Genomic DNA, 20,898 nt, shown 5'->3' with positions numbered 1-20,898 from the left:
TTGTCCAATGTATTTTAAAAGCACGTTATAATGGCAATATATTGAGTTTGAATGTTTTATTTTCATTATGGTTTATACACTTGTATCAGAAACGATTTTTGAAGAAGATATTAAAAAGAGTCGATTTCAAGCCATTGCAGCGCCTGTTGAAAATGAACAGCAAGTTAAAATGTTTCTGGAAAAACATTTAGATCTAACAACAACACATCAATGTTGGGCATGGAAAATAGGTCATAATGTTCGTTTTAATGACGATGGTGAACCTTCAGGTACAGCAGGTCGCCCGATCCTTGCGACCATTGAGGGCAATGATTTAACCAATGCAATTGTATTGGTCAATCGTTGGTATGGTGGCATCAAGTTGGGTACAGGTGGTTTAGTTCGTGCCTATGGTGGCTGTGCAGGGCAATGTTTGCTTTTGGCTGAAAAAATAGAACTGATTAAAAAGAAGAAAATTTATTTTCAATGCCAATTCAGCGAATGGTCAATTTTTCAGTATGAATTAAATACCCAAAGTATTGAATATACAGAACAATATACTGCTAATGGGGTTGAAGTTGAGGCATTATTACAAATACATCAAATTGATCCACTTAAGTTAAAAATTCAAGATGTAACGCGTGGGCGTGAGCAACTTAAATTGTTGGAAGACGTTGATGATTGAACAAGACCCATTATTGAAATATCGTGAACAACATAAGCATCGCTTAAATTATATGCCGTGGCTGTATTATTCACTTAAACCGAAAAATCGAGTTTGGGCGGAGCAGTGGCAGCAGCAGTATCAAGCGTATTTGATGGCAATGGAAACTGTTGAAATAGGTCAAAATTGTTTTATTTCACCATTGGCGCATATTTTTGCTGAGCCTGGTCGGAAAATTGTCATTGGGGATAATACTTTTATTGCAGCGGATTGTACCTTGCATGGACCGTTAGAGATTGGTAATGAAGTCGCGGTCAACCATCATTGTATTTTGGATGGGGGTAAAGTCGGTATTAAATTGCATGATCAAGTTCGTATAGCCGCCTATTGCCATCTTTATGCTTTTGATCATGGGATGGATTTGAATATTCCGGTTTATCAACAAGCTGTGACTTCCAAAGGCATTGAAATTGGTCAGGATGTTTGGCTGGGCGCGCATGTTGGTGTGAAAGATGGTGTAAAAATTGCTTCACATGCGGTGATTGGAATGAATAGTATGGTCACTAAAAATGTAGCTGAACGAGAAATTGTGGCTGGGAACCCAGCGCGTTTTATTCGTTATCGTGAATGAACGCACAGTTTGTACAAATACATAATTAAATTATGGAATTAATTACATAAAGTTGTCCAAACTTATAAAAACTTATGCTAATTTAAAATAATATAGACCCAAAGCTGTAAAGCTAAAGCGAGGTTAAAATGAACAGAGTAGTGGCTTGTATTGACTCTTCTCCGTGCATCAATGCATTGGCAGAAGCAGCCGCATGGATTGCTCAAAAAACTGGTCGTGAACTGGTTTTATTGCAAGTATTGGATTATTACCCTGCAAGTTATCATTTAGGGGAAATTAGTGGGGTAATTGGCTTTGAAAGTAATGCGATGTTACTTAAAGAGCTGGCTGAACTTGAACAAAAGCAAAGTGAGTTAGCACTGGATTACAGTAACAATTTACTCAAGCATATTTCTGAAATGATTCAAGAAAAATACAATATCACACCAATTCAAATTCAAGCCAAAGGTGATTTTCTCGAACAAAGCTTCAATGAATTGACTGAAGATGATATCGCTGTCATCGGTCGAGTGGGTGAGCGTTCAGCTGAGAAGAATAAAATATTGGGCAGTAATGTTGAAAACTTTATTCGTGGAACCAAAAGTACCGTATTAACTGTTGGGCAAACATTTAAACCACCTACACGGTTTATTTTTGCTTATGAGCTTTCAGAAACATGTCAAAAAATGCTAAAACGTGTTGAAAAAAGTGATTTGCTTAAACTTTTACAATGCCATTTACTCTATGTCGGTGATCATCCTGAAATTCTCAATGAGCCTGCGCAACGTTTAAAAGATGCAGGTTTAGATGTGGTGGTAGAGTACCGTTATGGTGATGTTGCTGAAAATATTTTGGATTATCAAGATCAGCATCAAATTCAATTGATTGTTCTAGGTGCATTTAGTCATAGTAAAATTCATCAGTTCTTTTTGGGTAGTGTAACGACCACTATTTTTAGAAACGCTGCAGTTCCATTGTTGGTTGCAAAATAAGTCTGATTTGAAGATAAAAGACAACGCGACCTGAGCAATCGACATTGAGTCAAATGGCCGATCAAACAGAAGAGATGAAATGCCACAAATAATATGATTTGTGGCATTCTTTTTGATTAAAAAATTTGATAAAAATATTGCATTTTGAAATGCAAGCACTTTTTCATGAACCATGAATTTAACTGGTTGAAAATTAATCGACGATTAAAAGTATTTTATTTTCATGGGTTTATTAAAGCATTATTGAGTTATCCACAATTCTACAAACAAGTTCAGGGGATAACTCTAAGGAGAATGATTGAAGCTAAGCTGGACTTGTTAAAATTTTAGCTATAAAAAAACTGCTATCTAAATAGCAGCTTTAAAAATTAAATCAGCATGTTTTATTTTACAATTGCAATGGCAAAACCATCATGCCCTTTGCTACCTACAGTTTGCAAAGCTGTACATGACAGAATTTTAGGATGGTTTTGCATGGCTTTATACATGTCACGGATCCCTTCAATACTTGGTTTCACATTGTCTGGGTCAAGAATGTCACCAGCACGAATCACGTTGTCCAAAACAATCACTGTACCTGAATGCGACAGGTTTAAGCTTAATTCTAAATATTCAGGATAGCTTTGTTTATCAGCATCGACAAAAATAAAGTCAAAAGGTTCTGTAGCTTCAGGCAAGGCTTTTAAAATATCAGCTGCACGACCACACTTTAATTCAACAGTTTGTTTGAGCTTGGCCTGATCTATATTTTCTTGACCTAAAGCAGCATGCGTATCACGACCTTCAATCGTTAAAATATAGCCATCTTCAGGTAGCGCACGGGCTAACCACATGGTGCTATACGCTGCAAAAGTACCTAATTCTAAAACACGTTTGCACTTGTTCATTTGAATCAACATTTGCAATAACATGCCTTGATTTGCGGCAACAGCAAGGTGGTCTGGAAATCCTTTATCCTCAGTGTTTTTTAATGTTTGTATGAGGATTGGATCTTCAGGAATTAAATGTGATTCGATATAGGCATCGATGTCTGACCACATTTGTTGCATGTTATACCACCTAATTGGAGTCACTTCATTTATGTAATGTGTATTTTAATCTTTTAATCGAAGAGTGCAATTTTAATAGAAACTTTTGAGTTAAATTTAATCAACTGGAAAAAATTATAAATATATAGAGCGATACATTCAGGTTTTATTGTTTTAAAGAAGCCTGATCAACTTCTATAAAACATGGTGATGAAACTGATTTATGCGGCGAATAATGAGCTAAATCCAATTTTCCTTAATAAACGGCGATACATACTTGAACTGCGATCAGCAGGAAAGTGCGCCTCAATGGATAAATCTAAAGGTAGATATTCTGGTTTTTGTGTCTCAACGATCAAACGGTCTTCTTCAAAGATTTTAAGGTTGTATTCATAAGCATCTTCTATTGGTAAATCTTGATCATAGTTACGACAAATGGGGGCAAATAATCGAGTACTACGTGCTGTCATGGGCGAGGCAGCATTCATAATGACCTGTTTCGCTTGATTGGGGAAATGAATGGTTAATGTTGCGGTAAAAGGCAAATGAATTTCAAAATGGCGTAACCATTGAAAATCCGCTTGTCCTAATTGATCTAGACCAATCGGGTAACGACCTACACTACTGATATAATCAGCACTAAAACCATAGTCTGTTTCTTGCGTGGTGTAATCAGGCACTTCAGTATTTTCTGGGTCACCAAAAGTTTCTGGATGTACCCATGCAAAATGGGCAACATCGATAAAGCCTTCCAATTGTCGACCAGCAAAGCATTTTAAATCGACTTGAGGACAAACCAGTTGTTGGTACGTGGTCTCATCCCAATGCGGCATGTTTGGAATATTGGCTATATCCTGTTTTTTTGCTAAAAGTGAACACCAGATTAATCCATAACGTTCAACAGCAGCATAGGTTTTTAGGTGGAAATGGTCCGAAATTTTATGATTCGGGTGCGCAGGAATACGATTACATTTTCCATTTTCACCAAAGCGTAAACCATGATAACGACAGACAATACCTTGACCATCATTTGTTCCGATGCTTAAAGGAACACCGCGATGTGGGCAGGCATCTTTGGCAACAATGATTTCAGTATCTATTTTATAAATGACCAATGGCATATCCAGCAACATGGTTCCGAGTGGTTGCTCAGTAATATCTCTTGCTAATGCAATTGGATACCAATATTGAGCTAAGAGCTGCCAATCATGTTCGGAGAAGCTCATATGAACGGGACGGTCTGGATTAAAGCTGTTCAGCGTTTTGCTATTCATATTCAAATCTTTTCGGGAGTGCTCATTTGAATATAAAACAATGCCATGTTCTTTGAAATTTCAATTATTGTGCTGAATGATTAAGAAAAATAGAACACTTGATTGCATAGTAGGCATGCGCAGCGGCGATCATTTATATCTGCTTAGCTGTAATAATCTTTTAACATTTTTCCAAAATTTAATAAAAATGAGCTGACTACAATAAGTGCGATGGAGAAACTGCTGCAAAAGAAAATAATTTTTTGATAATTTAACCTGCAACTATTCATTAAAGGCAAATAGTAGACCTGATACATTGAACGTAAGGTTTGCATGGTTAATATAAATAAACTGATGAAGCTAAAACTAATGACAATATTTTGGATCAGATTGTATTGGCTAATTTGTGCCAATAAAAAGTAAATAATCCAACAACTCATATAGATAATAAACGTGATCATGCTGGCTGAGGCTACCATTTTTAGAAAAGTTTCATGCCATTCTTTACGATTTAATCTGATCATTTAAATTACTCTTTTTTATTTATTTTAAGGGTTTTTAGATGAGAAAATAAGGCTATCACGACATAGAGTGTCGCTTGAAATGGGTAAACCTTAATACAGCTTTTGTGACATACACATGAAATATTACAATTTGAATTGTAATATCCTCAAATTTAAAAAATAGAACACAGTTGATTACATATTGAATTTAAAAGATTTTTAATAAAATCAAATGTGAATTATCAAATATCATAAAAGCGTCATAAAGCTGTAACTTATTTGTCATATTTTAAAATCAAAATGCAGTTATCCGAAAAGTACGACACAACAAGAAGTGGTGTACTTCAAAATAGCAGTTTATTTAAGAGAGAAAAGAATGCGCATTAATCACATCGCACTTGCATTAGCAGTTTCAGGGGCAGCAGTAGCAGCAAACGCTCGTGATACCATCCAAATCGCTGGTTCTTCTACTGTACTTCCTTATGCGAGTATTGTTGCTGAAGAATTTGGTAATACTTTCCCTCAATTTAAAGCACCTGTAGTTGGTTCAGGCGGTAGTTCTGCTGGTCTTAAACAGTTCTGTTCAGGTGTAGGCGATAACACAATTGATATCGCAAATGCTTCACGTAAAATTAAAGATACTGAAATTGCAGCATGTAAAAAAGCTGGCGTAAATAAAATCCAAGAAATAAAAATCGGTTATGACGGTATCGTTTTTGCTTCAAATGCAAGCAAAGCAGCTTATAAATTACGTCCGCAACATGTATTTGCAGCCCTAGCAGCTGAATTACCATCAAATGGTAAATTGGTACCAAACCCATATACACGTTGGAACCAAATTGATAAATCGCTTCCAAATGAGCCAATTACTTTAGTTGTTCCAGCTTCTAACCACGGTACACGTGAAGTGTTCCAAGAGAAAATGGTTGAAGCGGGTTGCGAAACTTACGATTACTTCAAAAAGTTAGACAAAGATGCACAGAAAAAAGCATGTTCTAACTTCCGTAAAGACGGTAAAGTAATTGAAATTGCTGGTGATTATACTGAAACTCTAGCACGTTTAAAAACATCTCCAAGTGCGGTAGGTGTATTTGGCTTAGGTTTCTATGACCAAAACAAAGATAAATTACGTGTTGCGACAGTGAACAACGTTGTTCCTTCTGAGCAAACTGTACTAAATGGTACTTACCCTGTATCTCGTCCTTTATACTTCTATGTTAAAGGTGAGCATTTACAGTCAATCAAAGGCTTAAAAGAATATACTGAATACTTCCTTAACAAGAAAGTATCTGGTAAAGGTTCTAAGCTAGACAAAGCTGGTTTGATTTCATTGTCTGACGCTGAACGTGCAAAAGTATTGGCTGGTTTTAAAGCTGGTAAATAATAAAACCGCAATAATGGAGCTGATGGTGGGTGACTACCATCGGCTTTCCTTGCTAAGTAGAGTTTTTTCAAATCATTAAAATTGAAAAAACGGTGGAGAATACATGAATCTGCTACTCATTGGCGTGTTATTGGCTTTAATCGCTATCGCATATCAAATCGGGCTACGAAAAAGCCGAAGCCTAGCAGGTAAGGGAAATAACACTGCAATTTTACATTCACGTCCTGGCTATTATGGCTCTTTGGTGGCGTTGTGGTGTGGAATCCCAGCTTTTTTAATTTTGATTGTTTGGAACTTGGTAGAACCAAGTGTTTTACAACATCTAATTTTAAAAAATGTTCCAGCAAATATTGCTTCATCGCTAGATACAGCTGGGGTAGATGTACTGGTAGATCGTATTAAAGCAATTGCCTCTGGCTTTGGTGTGACAGATACGCCAGCAGCTTATGAGGTTGCAGCTGCAGAACAACTCTCAAAATTTGAAAGAATTGGCTCGTTTGCAAAATTTGCTGTGGTAACTTGTGCTGCGATCCTTGGATTGATTTGGGCAAGAAAAAGAATTAGTCAACAATTTCGTGCACGTAACGAAGTTGAAAAAACCATTAACGTTGTTTTGATCCTGTGTTCAGGTGTTGCGATTCTCACGACTGTGGGTATTGTGATGTCGATGTTCAGTGAGGCGATGCACTTTTTCCAGTTTGTAAGTCCAATCGACTTCTTCTTTGGTACAGAGTGGAATCCTGGCTTTAGTACTTCAGGTAATGCTGAAGGAAGTTATGGTTTATTACCATTACTGTGGGGAACACTCATGGTCAGTGGTATTGCACTACTGGTTGCTGTTCCACTGGGTTTAATGATTGCAATTTATCTTGCTGAATATGCTTCACCTCGATTCCGTTCATGGGCAAAGCCGACAATTGAAGTTTTAGCGGGTATTCCGACCATTGTTTATGGTGTTTTTGCCATGATGGTGATTGGCCCAATCTTCAAATCAATTGGTGATTCTATTGGTGTCGAAGTCAATGCGACCAGTGCATTAACAGCAGGTTTTGCAATGGGTATTATGATTATCCCATTCGTATCTTCTTTGTCAGATGACATTATCACTCAAGTGCCACGTGCTTTACGTGATGGTTCTTTAGGTTTAGGTGCGACCAAATCTGAAACCATTCGTCAAGTGGTTCTTCCAGCTGCCTTACCAGGTATTACGGGTGCATTCTTACTTGCAGTATCTCGTGCAGTCGGTGAAACCATGATTGTGGTACTTGCTGCTGGTAATAGTCCATTGTTACATATCAATCCACTTGAAGCTGTTTCAACAGTTACTGTAACGATTGTAAAACAATTAACAGGCGACACAGACTTTGCAAGTCCGCAGGCATTGGTTGCGTTTGCACTGGGTTTAACTTTATTTACCATTACATTGTGTTTAAACATTGTCGCACTTTATATTGTGCGTAAATATCGTGAGCAATACGAATGAGTACATCAAATACATCTCCTGTGGATCAAAATGTATTTGATCCTCAAGCTGCCGCTGAGTTGCGAGAAAAACGTAAAGCTAAAATCGCCAGCTCATTGTCAAAACGCCATCGTAAAGAAAAGACCTTCCGTTTTGCTGGTTTTTCAGCAGTGATTATTGGTTTGGCATTTGTTGCAATTTTATTTGGAAGTATCTTATACAAAGGGTTGCCAGCATTTTGGCAAGCAAGTATGACTGTACCTGTGTATTTTGATCCAAGTATGATTGATGCTGGACCAAAACCAACACAAAAAGTGGGCGAATCTCCTGCTGTATTTCAAGAGCGTTATGTCGACTGGCAAACTAAAATGGGTATGGTCGATTGGGATGCATTGATTGTAAATGCAATCATTGCAAAAGACCCTGCACTCGAAAGTCGTCGTGATGATCTTTCAAGTATTTACACCAGTTCAGAAGCATATCGTATCCGTGATATGGTGTTTAAAGACCCAGCATTGATTGGTAAAACGGTAGAACTTAATTTCCTTGCTGATGCCAATATTGATGTGTGGTTGGCTGGTCATATCGATCGTTCATTGCCTGATGAGCAGCAACAACTTAGTCCAGAAGTACGTAAACTTTCTGATGACTTGGCTGCGAAAGGGATTATTAACCGTACTTTTAATACGCAAATGTTCACCAACCCAGATTCACGCAGCTCACCAGCAACAGCAGGTTTGGCTGGTGCATTTATGGGTTCATTGTTCATGATGTTAATTGTGATCGCGATTTCTATTCCATTGGGTGTAGCAAGTGCGATTTATCTAGAAGAGTTTGCACCGAAAAACTTTATTACTGACATCATTGAAGTCAATATCAATAACCTTGCAGCAGTTCCATCGATTGTATTTGGTTTATTGGGTGCTGCTATCTTTATTGGTTGGATGCATTTACCTATATCCGCACCTTTGGTTGGTGGTTTGGTCTTAAGTTTAATGACTTTGCCTACAGTAATTATTACCACACGTGCTTCATTGAAGGCAGTACCACCATCAATTCGCCAAGCGGCGTTAGGTATTGGTGCTTCTCGTTTACAAACAGTATTCCACCATGTATTGCCTTTGGCTCTACCGGGGATTATGACAGGTGCGATTATTGGTATTGCTCATGCATTGGGTGAAACCGCACCATTACTATTAATTGGTATGAGCGCTTTCGTTGCAAATATTCCAGTATCTCCATTAGATCAATCTACGGCTTTACCTGTTCAAGTTTACTTATGGCAAGGTAATGAATTACGTAACTTCTTCGAAGGGCGTACGGCTGCAGCCATCATTGTGTTATTGGCACTTATGGTCGGTCTAAACAGCTTTGCAATTTGGTTACGTAAGAAATTTGAAGTTCGCTGGTAAAAGAGGGCAGAATAGAGATGAATACTGTAGAAACTAAAAATTCCTTAAGACAGGATACAACCGTGAATTCTGAACAATCTCAATTTACATCGACTGATAGTAAGCAAAAGCAAGCAAGCACTTCTTTTGTCTCCCAGTTTGAGTCTTCGACACCGAAGAAAGAAAAAAATACAACTGTGAAACTTAGTGCTGAAGATGTGCATGTTTACTATGGTGACGCAGAAGCGATTAAGGGTATTGATCTTCAAGTTTATGAAAATGAAGTGATTGCATTTATTGGACCATCAGGTTGTGGTAAATCAACATTTCTACGTACCTTGAACCGTATGAATGATACGATTGATACTTGCCGTGTAACAGGTAAAGTGCGCTTAGACAACCAAGACATTTATGATCCAAATCTAGATGTTGTGTTGCTCCGTGCTCAAGTTGGAATGGTATTTCAAAAACCAAACCCGTTCCCTAAATCAATTTTTGATAATGTTGCTTATGGGCCTAAACTGCATGGTTTGGCCAAAGATAAGTATGATTTAGAAGAGATTGTTGAAAATAGCTTGCGTAAAGCAGGTTTGTGGGATGAAGTTAAAGATCGTTTAAGTCAGCCAGGTACAGGTCTTTCAGGTGGTCAGCAACAACGTTTGTGTATTGCACGTACGATTGCGGTAAGCCCTGAAGTGATTTTAATGGATGAACCATGTTCTGCACTTGATCCAATTGCAACAGCAAAAGTTGAGGAGTTAATCTCTGAGCTTTCTACGCAATATACAATCGCAATTGTAACCCACTCCATGCAACAAGCAGCGCGTGTTTCTGATCGTACAGCATACTTCCATTTAGGTGACTTAATCGAAGTTAACTCTACAGAGAAAGTCTTTACTCAACCAGATCACCAATTGACTGAAGCTTATATTACCGGCCGTTTCGGTTAAGTAGAATATTAGTCAAGATAAGTTTAGATGTGAAATTAAAGGGCCGAAAGGCTCTTTTTTTTTTATAGATTAAGTATATAAGCATCTGAAGCAATGAATCAAATTGATGAGAATGGTAGATCAAAAACAATTAAAAATTTAAGCTTTAAAATAATGAATGGATCGTCTAAACCTATTCATTGATGAGTACTGAAATAGGGGGTAATACGGTTTTCGTTAAGTCTTTTGAATGAAGTATTTTTGTTTAAGCCTGGTATTATCTGAATAAAACCAATCTATTGAGAATGGGTAAATTAGACAAATGCTTTTCTAAGAAATACATCATTTTAAGCTTTATGTATTAAACCTATTTTTCAGTTAGTGCCTCATTTTATATGCGAATAGCAGTTGATTGTTAGTTGTAATTTTCTGATCTACTCATAGTTGCTTTATATAAAAAAGGAGCTCAAAAGCTCCTTCTTATTACAAATATTGCTTATCGGATGTTTTTAATCGATTGGATCTTCACGATGTTGTTCAACTGCTTTAGCATCATAGTGTGCTTTACTCGGATGAGCGAATGCAGCAGCCAGTTTGTCTTTGTCTAAAGCATTGTCCCAACGTGCCACAACAATCGTTGCACACGCATTACCGACTAAATTGGTCAGTGCACGGCATTCAGACATAAAGCGGTCAATACCTAGAATTAAAGCCATACCTGCAACAGGAACTGCTGGAACAACAGACAATGTTGCAGCTAAGGTAATAAATCCAGCACCTGTAACACCAGCAGCGCCTTTAGAACTCAGCATTGCAACGAGCAATAATAAGATTTGGTCTTGAATACTCAAATCGATATTACATGCTTGTGCAATAAAGAGCGCTGCCATCGTCATATAGATGTTGGTACCATCGAGGTTAAATGAATAACCGGTAGGAATAACCAAGCCAACCACAGATTTTTCGCAGCCTGCTTTTTCCATTTTACGCATCAATGATGGAAGTGCAGCTTCAGATGAACTGGTCCCTAAAACTAACCATAATTCATCTTTGATATAGCGAATCAGATCTGTAATTCTAAATCCATTATAACGTGCTACAGCACCCAAAATAACCAGAATAAAGAGTAAGGCCGTGATATAGAATGTCATAATTAAAAGTAAAAGATTTCCAATACTTTCAATACCATACTTACCAATTGTAAATGCCATTGCACCAAAAGCACCAATCGGAGCAAATTTCATCAGCATTCCAACTAAATGGAATACGGGTGCTGTAAGGTTATTTAAGAAGTCTACAATCGGTTGACCTTTTTCGCCTACCGCAGCCAAGGATAAACCAAATAATACGGCAACAAATAGAACTTGTAGAATGTCACCACTTGTTAATGGGCTAACGATGGTTGTTGGAAGAATATTCAGTAAGAAGTCAACAATCGAAGCATCATGTGCTTTTTCAGCGTACTCAACAACTTTCTCTGATTTCAATGATGTAGGGTCAATATTTAAACCTTGTCCTGGTTTAATAATATTGGCAACAATCATCCCGACGATTAATGCGAGTGTAGAGAAGGTGAGGAAATAAAGCATTGCTTTACCCGTTACTCGTCCTACAGTTCCCATATGTTTCATGCCTGATATTCCAGTGACAACCGTCAAGAAAATAACAGGCGCAATAATCATTTTGACCAGTTTAATAAATGCATCACCTAATGGTTTTAAACTTGCACCAATATCTGGCCAAAAGTGTCCAAGAAGGATACCAAGTACAATGGCAAAAATAACCTGAACATAGAGGATTTGATAAAACTTTTGTTTTTTAGGGGGTAGGTGTTCATCGTGTGAGGAGATATCCATACTCAATCCTTATCCTTGATGTTGATAAAATTAAACATTTTTTAAAGAAATGACACGTAAATGTTCATAAATTTACAAAATGTAATTATTCTTTTTAACGTGTTGATTTTAAATAGTTTAATCAAAATAACAAATATGTTATTTAGATAAAAAGAGTTGGTAAATAACGCAATATAAATTTTTAAAATGTGTGATATATGTTTATTTGTATTATCTGTTTGATATAAACATGTCTATGTTTTTTTATGTGAATTTGTCATAAGAAAAGCCAGCAAAAGTTCTACCAAGTGGCATTTGCGTTATTTTCAAGATAAAGTCGCTGAATATGCTGAAATCAGCAAAGCTTAACTTAGATGTAAAAACTATTAATAAAATCTTAATTTATTCAAAACGCTTATCTTTACTCGTATTTTTATGCGTTTTTAAGTATAAAAAAAAGCTATATATTTTATAACTAAAATTTAGTTGTTGTTGATTTTAAAAGTATAGCTAAATCTTTTGATCATGCATCAAGTCGAAGTGAATTGAGTTTTGTCGAATTTTTCAAAAAGTGTATTGAAATTTAACTGATCCGTCCGCATCTTATTAGAAAAGCATTTCCTTAGATATTCGAGATTATAAATTCTATGTTATTTCATTTACCCAAAGTACCCGCAGAAATTCGCATCAGTCATTTAAATGCTCGAATTAATGAGCAAAGAAAAAGAATTGCTCAGTCAACTGCATCGAAATTGGAATTGTTTCAACTGACTCAACAGCTTGTAAAAGAAGCACGTGTACGTAAAAAAAATAATCAAAAAATCTATGTCTTAGATTTTAAAGGAGATGTACAGGCTTCAGCTGTAGAAAACTTAAGAGAAGAAATTACATTAATTCTTGCGACAGCAAAAGCAGGGCGTGATCGTGTCATCGTACGTTTAGAAAGCCCGGGTGGTATGGTGCATGGTTATGGTCTTGCAGCTGCACAATTGGTTCGTTTACGCGATGCAGGCTTTAATCTGACGATTTGTGTGGATAAAGTAGCTGCGAGTGGCGGTTATATGATGGCGTGTATCGCAAGTGAAATCGTCTCTGCACCATTTGCTGTGGTTGGTTCGATTGGTGTTGTTGCGCAAGTCCCTAATTTTAATCGACTGTTAAAAGAACATCATGTTGATTTTGAGCTATATACCGCAGGTCAGTTTAAACGTACTGTGACGATGTTTGGTGAAAACACCCCAGAAGGTAAAGCAAAATTTGAAGAAGAATTACAACAAACGCATCAATTATTTAAGCATTTTGTTGAAAAATATCGCCCGCAACTCAATGTCGAAAAAGTTGCAACAGGTGAACACTGGTATGGTGAAGATGCGCGCAATTTAAATTTAGTGGATAAATTGCAAACTTCAGATGAATATTTGCTGAGCTTATTGCCACAACATGACGTATATGTGATTCAAACACGTCGTAAGCCAACACTTGGCGAAAAGTTAGGTTTACAAGCTGCACAAATGGCAGATGCCTTAATTCCATCCGTTGTGAATAAATTGATGAGTGAGATCACCAAGCTAAATTCTTCTTTGCCGATGTTTAAAGACGATAAATTCTAAGTTTTGATTATTCATTGACAACCTAAGGAGTAATTGGCGAAAGCTGATTACTCTTTTTTTATGGAAAAGTCTTTTCTTTATTCGCAAAAATGCTCAGAAAAAATGACCTCATGTGGTCATGACAAGTCCGTCAAAAATGATTAGCATGCTAGGGATCATAAAATCAAAAACTCAGATTGAAAGGAATACAAGACATGTTGGCATATGATGCAGATTTAGAACTTTTTCGTGATAACTTTAAACGTTTTATGAGTGAACACGTTGCTCCATTTTATGAGCAATGGGAAAAAGAAGGTTTAATGCCACGTTCAGTATGGTCATTATTGGGTGAAAATGGCTATCTTTGTGTTGATGTACCTGAAGCGTATGGTGGTTACGGTGTTCCAACTGAATATTCATTGATGTTGGTTGAAGAGTCTGCACGTGCAGGCTATGGTGCATTGTCTACCGCGATTTCATGCCATTCAGAAATTGCAGCTCCTTATATTTTGCATATTGCCAACGAAGAACAAAAACAATACTGGTTACCGAAAATGGTGTCAGGTGAAGTTGTGGGCGCAATTGGGATGACGGAACCGGGTGCAGGTTCAGACCTACAAGGGATGCGCAGTAGTGCGATTTTAAATGGTGACCATTATGTTTTGAATGGTTCTAAAACGTTTATTTCAAATGGTCAGCATGCAGATTTAGTAGTATTGGCAGCAAAAACTGATCCTCAAGCACGTGCAAAAGGTGTGTCACTTTTATTGGTTGATACACATCTAGAGGGATTTAAAAAGGGCACCAATCTCGATAAAATTGGTTTGCATTCTCAAGATACTTCAGAACTGTTCTTTGATAATGTTAAAGTTCCAGCGAATCAATTGTTAGGAAGCGCAGGTCAAGGTTTTGCCTATTTGATGCAAGAGTTACCACGTGAACGTACTGCAATTGCAGCAACAGCACTTGGTGCAATTCGTGGTGCAATCGATATCACTACTCAGTATGTACAGGAACGTCAAGCGTTTGGTCAGAAAATTGGCAGCTTCCAAAATACTCGTTTTGTTTTGGCTCAAGCAAAAATTGATGAGTTGGCAACAGCAGCATTCTATAACCAAAATTTAGCTTTATATAAACAAAGTAAATTGGATGTTGAAACAGCAGCGGCTTTAAAAAGTTTTAGTACGGATATGCAGATGAAAATCATCGACAGCTTGCTACAACTGTTTGGTGGTTATGGCTATATGACGGAATATCCAATTTCTCGTTTCTTTGTAGATGCACGTATTCAGCGTATTTATGGTGGTACAAATGAAATCATGAAAGAAATCGTGGCACGTGGCATCATTGGTCGATAGTGCATAGATAAATAGCAACAATAAAGTTTTTAAATAAAAAACCCTCTTTATTTAAAGAAGGTTTTTTATTATCAATGTTTTGGGATTAAGCACTTAATACATTTAAACATTCATTGATAAAGATAGGTAACTCAAAAGTTGAACGTGAAGAAATATATAAATTGTTGTCGTTTACCACTTCGCGATCAAAAACCACAGCGCCAGCGTCTTTAAGTTCTTTGAGGATATCTTCAATTGAGGTTAAGCGCCGCCCAATGGCAATTTGTGCATCGATAAGCAAATGGCTACTGTAACAACATAAAAAAATAGGTTTTTGCGCATTGGCAAAATTACGTAAAAAATCAATAAATCGTTCATCTTCTTTAAGATGATAAGGGGAATATCCACCCGGAATCATCAGCGCATCAAAATCCCGAACAGAAATTTCATCAATGCCTAAATCTATACTGACCGAAGATTTTCTTTGTTTGCTATACACAATATTCCCGGCAGACTTTTCAATATTGCGCACAGAATGGCTTGCAGCTCGAAAAGCTTCAACGGGATGATGATATTCCGCATCTTCGAAATCATGGGTAATGAGAACAGCGATTTTTTTATTCATATTCTATGACTCGAAATGCGCTTATGCTTTTTATCATAGAGCGCAATGCTTAAAATTCTATAGCTGCTTTGTAATTCATTTTGTGGTCAGAAAAGTTATAAAGTGATGACATTTTATTCAATATATAAGTTGAAAGTGAAACATTGAAAAATGCACTATTGCCCAACAAATTAAACTGAACTATTGTTATACTGTCAGTGGTCTAAAACATAGACTTCTCGTAATTCTCGACTTTAAAGGGCGACATAACAATGATCAACGATGATCAAAAAACGACTTCTCTAGATCTTGCTCAAATCCGTGAAGATATTGACTCTGTAGATCAGCAAATCCAACAACTTATCAATCGCCGTGCAAAACTGGCGGAATCAGTTGCTAAAGCAAAATTTGCAGCAGAAGAGAATCCGTTATTTTATCGTCCTGAACGTGAAGCACAGGTTTTACGTCAAGTTATGGAGCGCAATGAAGGGCCATTGTCAGATCAAACCATGGCACGTTTATTCCGTGAAATTATGTCTGCATGTTTGGCACTTGAAGCACCACAAAGTATTGCATTTTTAGGTCCAGTCGGTACTTATACACATTCTGCTGTATTAAAACATTTTGGTCAGGATGCTGTGGTTCGTCCACTACCAACGATCGATGAAGTGTTCCGTGAGGTTGAAGCGGGCAGTGCACATTATGGTTTAGTTCCAGTTGAAAACTCGTCTGAAGGTGTGGTCAACCATACTTTAGACTGTTTTAAAGCATCGCATTTAAATGTGATTGGTGAAGTTGAATTGCGTATTCATCACCAATTCCTGATTTCTTCAAATACTCGTAAAGACAGTATTAAACAAATTTATGCACATCAACAAACACTTGCGCAATGTCGTAAGTGGTTGGATGCACATTATCCGGGTGTAGAACGTGTGGCTTTAAGCTCAAATGCGGAGGCTGCACGCCGTATTCGCAATGAATGGCATTCAGCAGCAATTGCATCTGATGTGGCTGCAAGTATCTACGACTTAGAAGTTCTCCACGGCAATATTGAAGATAACCCTGAAAATACGACACGATTCTTGGTAATCGGCCGTGAAAAAGTACCGCAAAGTGGCAATGATAAAACCTCATTACTGATTTCAGCACATGACCGTGCAGGGGCTTTATTGGAAATTCTTGCACCATTTGCAAAACACAATATTAGTTTGACCAGTATTGAAACCCGTCCAGCATTACCTGAAAAATGGGCTTATGTATTCTTCATTGATCTTGAAGGTCATGTGGAACAGGACAATGTTAAAGCGGCGATTGAAGATATTCGCCCACTGGTTAAAGAAGTACGTGTATTGGGTTCATATCCGATTGCTGTGCTTTGATGTCGTTGTGAAATAGGTAGTTCAAAATCGTTATGTCACAACCTTTATTTAAAAAAGTTGCCTTTATTGGACTTGGACTGATTGGTTCAAGTCTAGCCCGTGTAATTGCAGCCGAACATCTTGCTGAAAATGTTGTTGCATCAACACGCTCAAAAAAAACATTGGAAGATGCAAAAGCTTTAGGAATTATTTCTGCGGGTTTTAGTGATCCTGTAGAAGCTGTAAAAGATGCAGATTTAATCGTTCTGGCTTTACCCGTTCGCGCGACACAGAAAGTGCTTGAAACGATTCAAGCTTATGTTTCTGAAAACGCCATCATTACCGATGTCGGAAGTACCAAAGGGAATGTGGTAGCTGCGGCACATGCTATTTATGGTGAAAATCTTCCTGTAGGTTTTGTACCTGGTCATCCAATTGCTGGTGCAGAACATACAGGTGTCCATGCTGGTAAAGTTGACTTATTTGTGAATCATAAAGTGATTCTAACACCGTTGCCGAGCAGTGCTGATTGGGCAGTTGAAAAACTGATTCAGCTTTGGCAGGCTGCAAAAGCAGAAGTCATTTGTATGGATGTGGACAAACATGATGAAGTGTTGGCACATACCAGTCATTTACCACATCTGATGGCATTTAATTTGGTCGAACAGCTTGCAAATCGTGAAGATAACTTAGATATTTTCCGTTATGCCGCTGGAGGTTTTCGTGACTTCTCACGTATTGCTGCCAGTGATCCGCAGATGTGGCATGATATATTTTTTGCCAATAAAACAGCCATATTGAAAGCAGTTGATGGTTTTGAAACGCAACTTGCGACATTACGTCAACTGATTGAAGATGAGAATTCACAAGCCCTGATGGGATTGCTAGGACATGCACAAGCGGCACGACAGCATTTCAATCATATGCTCGCCAATAAACCTTTGATGGAGAAAAATAAGGTGACACAACAATTTACCATTTTGCCAGGTGAGAAGACATTTAAAGGTAAATTTACCGTGCCGGGTGACAAGTCAGTGTCACATCGTTCCATCATGTTTGGTGCAATTGCTGAAGGTACAACCCACGTTACAGGTTTCCTTGAAGGTGAAGATGCTTTAGCAACACTTCAAGCATTTCGCGATATGGGGGTCAGTATTGAAGGCCCTAAAAATGGTGAAGTGACCATCCATGGTGTGGGTATTCATGGTTTAAAAGCACCCAAAACGGCACTGTACATGGGTAATTCTGGTACATCGATGCGTTTGCTTTCAGGCATGCTTTCAGCACAACAGTTTGACTCTGTGATGACGGGTGATGCGTCTTTGTCTAAGCGTCCAATGGAGCGTATTGCAAAACCTTTACGTGAAATGGGTGCACAAATTCAAACCACGGGTGAACGTGGTACTCCGCCTGTTTCTATCACTGGTGCTCAAGCACTGAAAGGCATTCATTACGATTTGCCAATGGCATCTGCGCAAGTCAAATCTGGGATTTTATTGGCAGGTCTATGGGCAGAGGGTGAAACCTCTGTGACTGAACCTGAACCAACCCGTGACCATACTGAGCGTATGTTACGTGCTTTTGGTTATGCTGTGAAAACGGAAGGTAATCGTATTTCACTACACGGTGGTGGTAAGTTGGTTGGGACAGAGATTCAAGTACCTTCTGATATTTCTTCTGCTGCATTCTTTATGGTGGGTGCTGCCATTACTGAAGGTTCAGATATTACCCTTGAAGCTGTTGGGATTAATCCAACTCGTACAGGCGTAATCGAAATCCTGAAGCAAATGGGTGCAGACTTAACTGTTGAAAATGAAAGAATTGCAGGTGGTGAGCCGATTGCTGATATACGTATCCGTGGTACCCGTACATTGAAAGGCATTCATATGCCTGAAGATCAAGTACCTTTGGCAATTGATGAGTTTCCATCTTTGTTTATTGCTGCGGCATGTGCTGAAGGGCAAACGGTGTTGACAGGTGCCGCTGAATTACGGGTTAAAGAGTCTGATCGTATCCAAGTGATGGCAGATGGTTTAAAAACCATGGGGATTGATTGTACGCCAACTGATGATGGCATCATCATTGAAGGAAAAGGTAAATCGGGCGACTGGTCTGCTATTTTCTCTGGCGGTGAAATTGAATCGCACCATGACCATCGTATTGCAATGAGTTTTTCGATGGCGGGTTTACGTAACTCTGGCGAGATTAAGATTATTGGTACTGAAACTGTAGCAACAAGTTTCCCAACATTTACTGAACTCACTAATCAGGCGGGGCTTCAGATTCAAGTCACCGAATAAATCAGTCCTTGTCTAATATTTGTATAATTAATTAAAAACAGCCAAGCAAATGCTTGGCTGTTTTGTTTATATTGCTTATTCTAAAACCATACAACTATAAAGCCTTTTGGATGAAGCAATGAGAACATTACAATTTACAGCAAACTGTGAGAATCATATTAACAGTCACAACCATGGTGAAAATGTATGTTATGTCACTCAGGAATACGTGACGACCTTGTTGTTAAAACAACTGTCTCAATATGGCTTTAAAGCGGAAACAACACACTCCGATGAAGACCTTGCTGTCAGCGTAGAAAATCATCCAATTGGTTTGGGGGTTAATTGTCATTTAAATGATCAAGGATTATTAACTTGTGAAATTTCAGCCCATGCTGATGAAGAACAAGCATGGTTTAAGAAGATTGCAACCCAGAGCATGATTAAGCAATTGGCAAATGCTGTCGAAAATACATTAAAAGAAGATGATGCGTTTAGTGGATTTGAATGGAAAGTATAAGCAGGACCTAGGGGGTAGCTATGCAATTACAAACATTTATCGATAAATTTCCAGTAGATCAGGTGGGAAACACAGTAAGTCCTGAAACTGTAAAAAAATATCAAGCATGTTTACCTGAAGCGCTCTTAGAGCTTTGGCAAAATCATGGTTTTGGCTTCTATGGCAACGGTTTGCTACAGATCATTAACCCTGAGCTTTATCAAGATGTGCTTTGGTCATGGTTAATGAAAGATCAACCTGATATGACCCGATTACCCATTGCTATTTCGGCATTTGGTTTGGTGTTTTATTATCGTTTATTGAGCGATGATGGCGATGAAGATATATCCTTTATCGACCCGCACAACTCGGATATTGGGGTAACAGCTTGGTCATTAACAGATTTTTTTAATGACTGGATTTGTGATGATGAAATCATTGAGCAATTTTTAGAAAAATCAGCCTTAGCAAAGGCACAAACTCAATATGGTAAATTAACTGATAATCAAATGTATTGTTATCTTCCTGCACTGAGATTGGGTGGGCGTGCCAGTGATCTCAATTTAGATAAGGGTGATGCTGCCACACATTTAGATTTTTTATATCAACTTGCTGTGAATAACTGATTTAAAAATCATTCAAAATAGATGTTTAGAAATGACAGTTTGATTGAGATAAAACTGTCATTTCTATTATGAATTAAATTATGCTATTACTCGACACGTAACCATGTTTGGCTACGACCTACTGCTGAAATACCGAAATATCCACGAAGAAATAGTTTCTTGCCATTTGGGCTGACTTTACCTTTTAAGCGATAGATTTTACCTGAAACTGGGTCAATAATTTTCCCATCAGTATAACTCACATGATCATCTGTCTTTAGCCCAGAGATTACCTGTAAGCCAATAATTGGCTTGTTGGTATAAGGTGCAGGGCAATTGGTGCAAAATTCTTTTGGGGTGTAGCCTGGGCGTGGTGTTGCTTTTAATGCTGTACCCGCATAGGTACCGTTACTTTGTTTTTCAATTTTAACCAGTCCCTTTGCTTCACCAGTTTTGTCATCGATATAACGCCAAGTTCCCACGATATCTTCTGCAAAAGCTGTCGATGTTAAAAATGCGATACATGCTGTCCCCAATAAAACTCTCATCATTTCCCTTATTCCTTAAGTGGGTATTTTCTACTTTAAAATCATACTT

The 20,898-nt window shown here is 37.9% G+C and carries 18 protein-coding genes; 13 read left to right on the top strand and 5 right to left on the bottom strand.

Annotation, left to right across the window (positions count from 1 at the left end; translation table 11 throughout):
* The first annotated feature begins 67 nt into the window (after positions 1-67).
* From ACZ5QH_RS13975 to ACZ5QH_RS13965, 3 genes are all read left to right on the top strand, one after another.
* Entirely contained in the window at positions 68-664 is a 597-nt protein-coding gene (locus ACZ5QH_RS13975) for an IMPACT family protein (protein ID WP_303577868.1), read from the top strand.
* On the top strand, positions 657-1,274 hold the full coding sequence (locus tag ACZ5QH_RS13970) for an acyltransferase (protein WP_004822577.1): 618 nt from the start codon (positions 657-659) through the stop codon (positions 1,272-1,274). The genes ACZ5QH_RS13975 and ACZ5QH_RS13970 overlap by 8 nt, the downstream gene beginning before the upstream one ends.
* 128 nt (positions 1,275-1,402) lie before the next feature.
* Positions 1,403-2,245 (top strand): universal stress protein, encoded by an 843-nt coding sequence (locus tag ACZ5QH_RS13965; RefSeq protein ID WP_004719212.1) that lies wholly within the window; start codon positions 1,403-1,405, stop codon positions 2,243-2,245.
* A gap of 383 nt (positions 2,246-2,628) precedes the next feature.
* Here the strand turns inward: ACZ5QH_RS13965 and ACZ5QH_RS13960 are convergent, their stop codons facing one another.
* Together ACZ5QH_RS13960 and ACZ5QH_RS13955 are read right to left on the bottom strand one after the other, a co-directional pair.
* Complete coding sequence (locus ACZ5QH_RS13960; protein ID WP_004822576.1) at positions 2,629-3,294, bottom strand: O-methyltransferase; 666 nt, start codon at positions 3,292-3,294, stop codon at positions 2,629-2,631.
* Between the two features lie 200 nt (positions 3,295-3,494).
* Positions 3,495-4,547: a Rieske 2Fe-2S domain-containing protein gene (locus tag ACZ5QH_RS13955; RefSeq protein WP_303577869.1), complete on the bottom strand. Its 1,053-nt coding sequence runs from the start codon at positions 4,545-4,547 to the stop codon at positions 3,495-3,497.
* An 858-nt stretch (positions 4,548-5,405) separates the two neighbouring features.
* Here ACZ5QH_RS13955 and ACZ5QH_RS13950 point away from each other — a divergent pair.
* The 4 genes from ACZ5QH_RS13950 (at position 5,406) to pstB (ending at position 10,216) form a co-directional block, all read left to right on the top strand.
* Positions 5,406-6,413: a substrate-binding domain-containing protein gene (locus ACZ5QH_RS13950; protein WP_004822573.1), complete on the top strand. Its 1,008-nt coding sequence runs from the start codon at positions 5,406-5,408 to the stop codon at positions 6,411-6,413.
* A 103-nt stretch (positions 6,414-6,516) separates the two neighbouring features.
* The gene (pstC, locus tag ACZ5QH_RS13945) at positions 6,517-7,896 is read left to right on the top strand and encodes a phosphate ABC transporter permease subunit PstC (protein WP_004822570.1); all 1,380 of its coding nucleotides are present in this window, start codon (positions 6,517-6,519) and stop codon (positions 7,894-7,896) included.
* Positions 7,893-9,287, top strand: a complete 1,395-nt coding sequence (gene pstA / locus ACZ5QH_RS13940) for a phosphate ABC transporter permease PstA (protein ID WP_004822568.1) — start codon at positions 7,893-7,895, stop codon at positions 9,285-9,287. Before pstC ends, pstA begins: the two co-directional genes overlap by 4 nt.
* Positions 9,288-9,304: 17 nt before the next feature.
* The gene (pstB, locus tag ACZ5QH_RS13935; protein WP_004719228.1) at positions 9,305-10,216 is read left to right on the top strand and encodes a phosphate ABC transporter ATP-binding protein PstB; all 912 of its coding nucleotides are present in this window, start codon (positions 9,305-9,307) and stop codon (positions 10,214-10,216) included.
* Between the two features lie 488 nt (positions 10,217-10,704).
* Here the strand turns inward: pstB and ACZ5QH_RS13930 are convergent, their stop codons facing one another.
* A complete protein-coding gene (locus tag ACZ5QH_RS13930) occupies positions 10,705-12,051 on the bottom strand; it encodes a dicarboxylate/amino acid:cation symporter (protein ID WP_004719230.1) in 1,347 nt (448 codons plus the stop codon).
* A 626-nt stretch (positions 12,052-12,677) separates the two neighbouring features.
* Here ACZ5QH_RS13930 and sohB point away from each other — a divergent pair.
* The gene (gene sohB, locus ACZ5QH_RS13925; protein WP_303577870.1) at positions 12,678-13,640 is read left to right on the top strand and encodes a protease SohB; all 963 of its coding nucleotides are present in this window, start codon (positions 12,678-12,680) and stop codon (positions 13,638-13,640) included.
* 194 nt (positions 13,641-13,834) lie between these two features.
* Entirely contained in the window at positions 13,835-14,977 is a 1,143-nt protein-coding gene (locus tag ACZ5QH_RS13920; protein ID WP_303577871.1) for an acyl-CoA dehydrogenase family protein, read from the top strand.
* Between the two features lie 85 nt (positions 14,978-15,062).
* On the opposite strand, the gene ACZ5QH_RS13915 is transcribed toward ACZ5QH_RS13920, so the two are convergent.
* Positions 15,063-15,581 (bottom strand): DJ-1/PfpI/YhbO family deglycase/protease, encoded by a 519-nt coding sequence (locus ACZ5QH_RS13915; protein WP_004719237.1) that lies wholly within the window; start codon positions 15,579-15,581, stop codon positions 15,063-15,065.
* 251 nt (positions 15,582-15,832) lie between these two features.
* On the opposite strand from ACZ5QH_RS13915, the gene pheA reads away from it, so the two are divergent.
* The 4 genes from pheA (at position 15,833) to ACZ5QH_RS13895 (ending at position 20,322) form a co-directional block, all read left to right on the top strand.
* Positions 15,833-16,939: a prephenate dehydratase gene (gene pheA / locus ACZ5QH_RS13910; protein WP_004719240.1), complete on the top strand. Its 1,107-nt coding sequence runs from the start codon at positions 15,833-15,835 to the stop codon at positions 16,937-16,939.
* Between the two features lie 32 nt (positions 16,940-16,971).
* A complete protein-coding gene (locus tag ACZ5QH_RS13905; protein ID WP_303577872.1) occupies positions 16,972-19,218 on the top strand; it encodes a bifunctional prephenate dehydrogenase/3-phosphoshikimate 1-carboxyvinyltransferase in 2,247 nt (748 codons plus the stop codon).
* Positions 19,219-19,336: 118 nt separating this feature from the next.
* Entirely contained in the window at positions 19,337-19,717 is a 381-nt protein-coding gene (locus ACZ5QH_RS13900) for a hypothetical protein (protein ID WP_004822559.1), read from the top strand.
* A gap of 20 nt (positions 19,718-19,737) precedes the next feature.
* Positions 19,738-20,322, top strand: a complete 585-nt coding sequence (locus ACZ5QH_RS13895) for a GAD-like domain-containing protein (protein WP_303577873.1) — start codon at positions 19,738-19,740, stop codon at positions 20,320-20,322.
* 86 nt (positions 20,323-20,408) lie between these two features.
* Here the strand turns inward: ACZ5QH_RS13895 and ACZ5QH_RS13890 are convergent, their stop codons facing one another.
* On the bottom strand, positions 20,409-20,852 hold the full coding sequence (locus ACZ5QH_RS13890) for a DUF2147 domain-containing protein (RefSeq protein ID WP_004822556.1): 444 nt from the start codon (positions 20,850-20,852) through the stop codon (positions 20,409-20,411).
* Between the last annotated feature and the right edge of the window lie 46 nt (positions 20,853-20,898).

This window comes from Acinetobacter sp. Ac8 (assembly GCF_055392545.1).
This window is presented reverse-complemented; position numbering and strand designations above follow the sequence as displayed.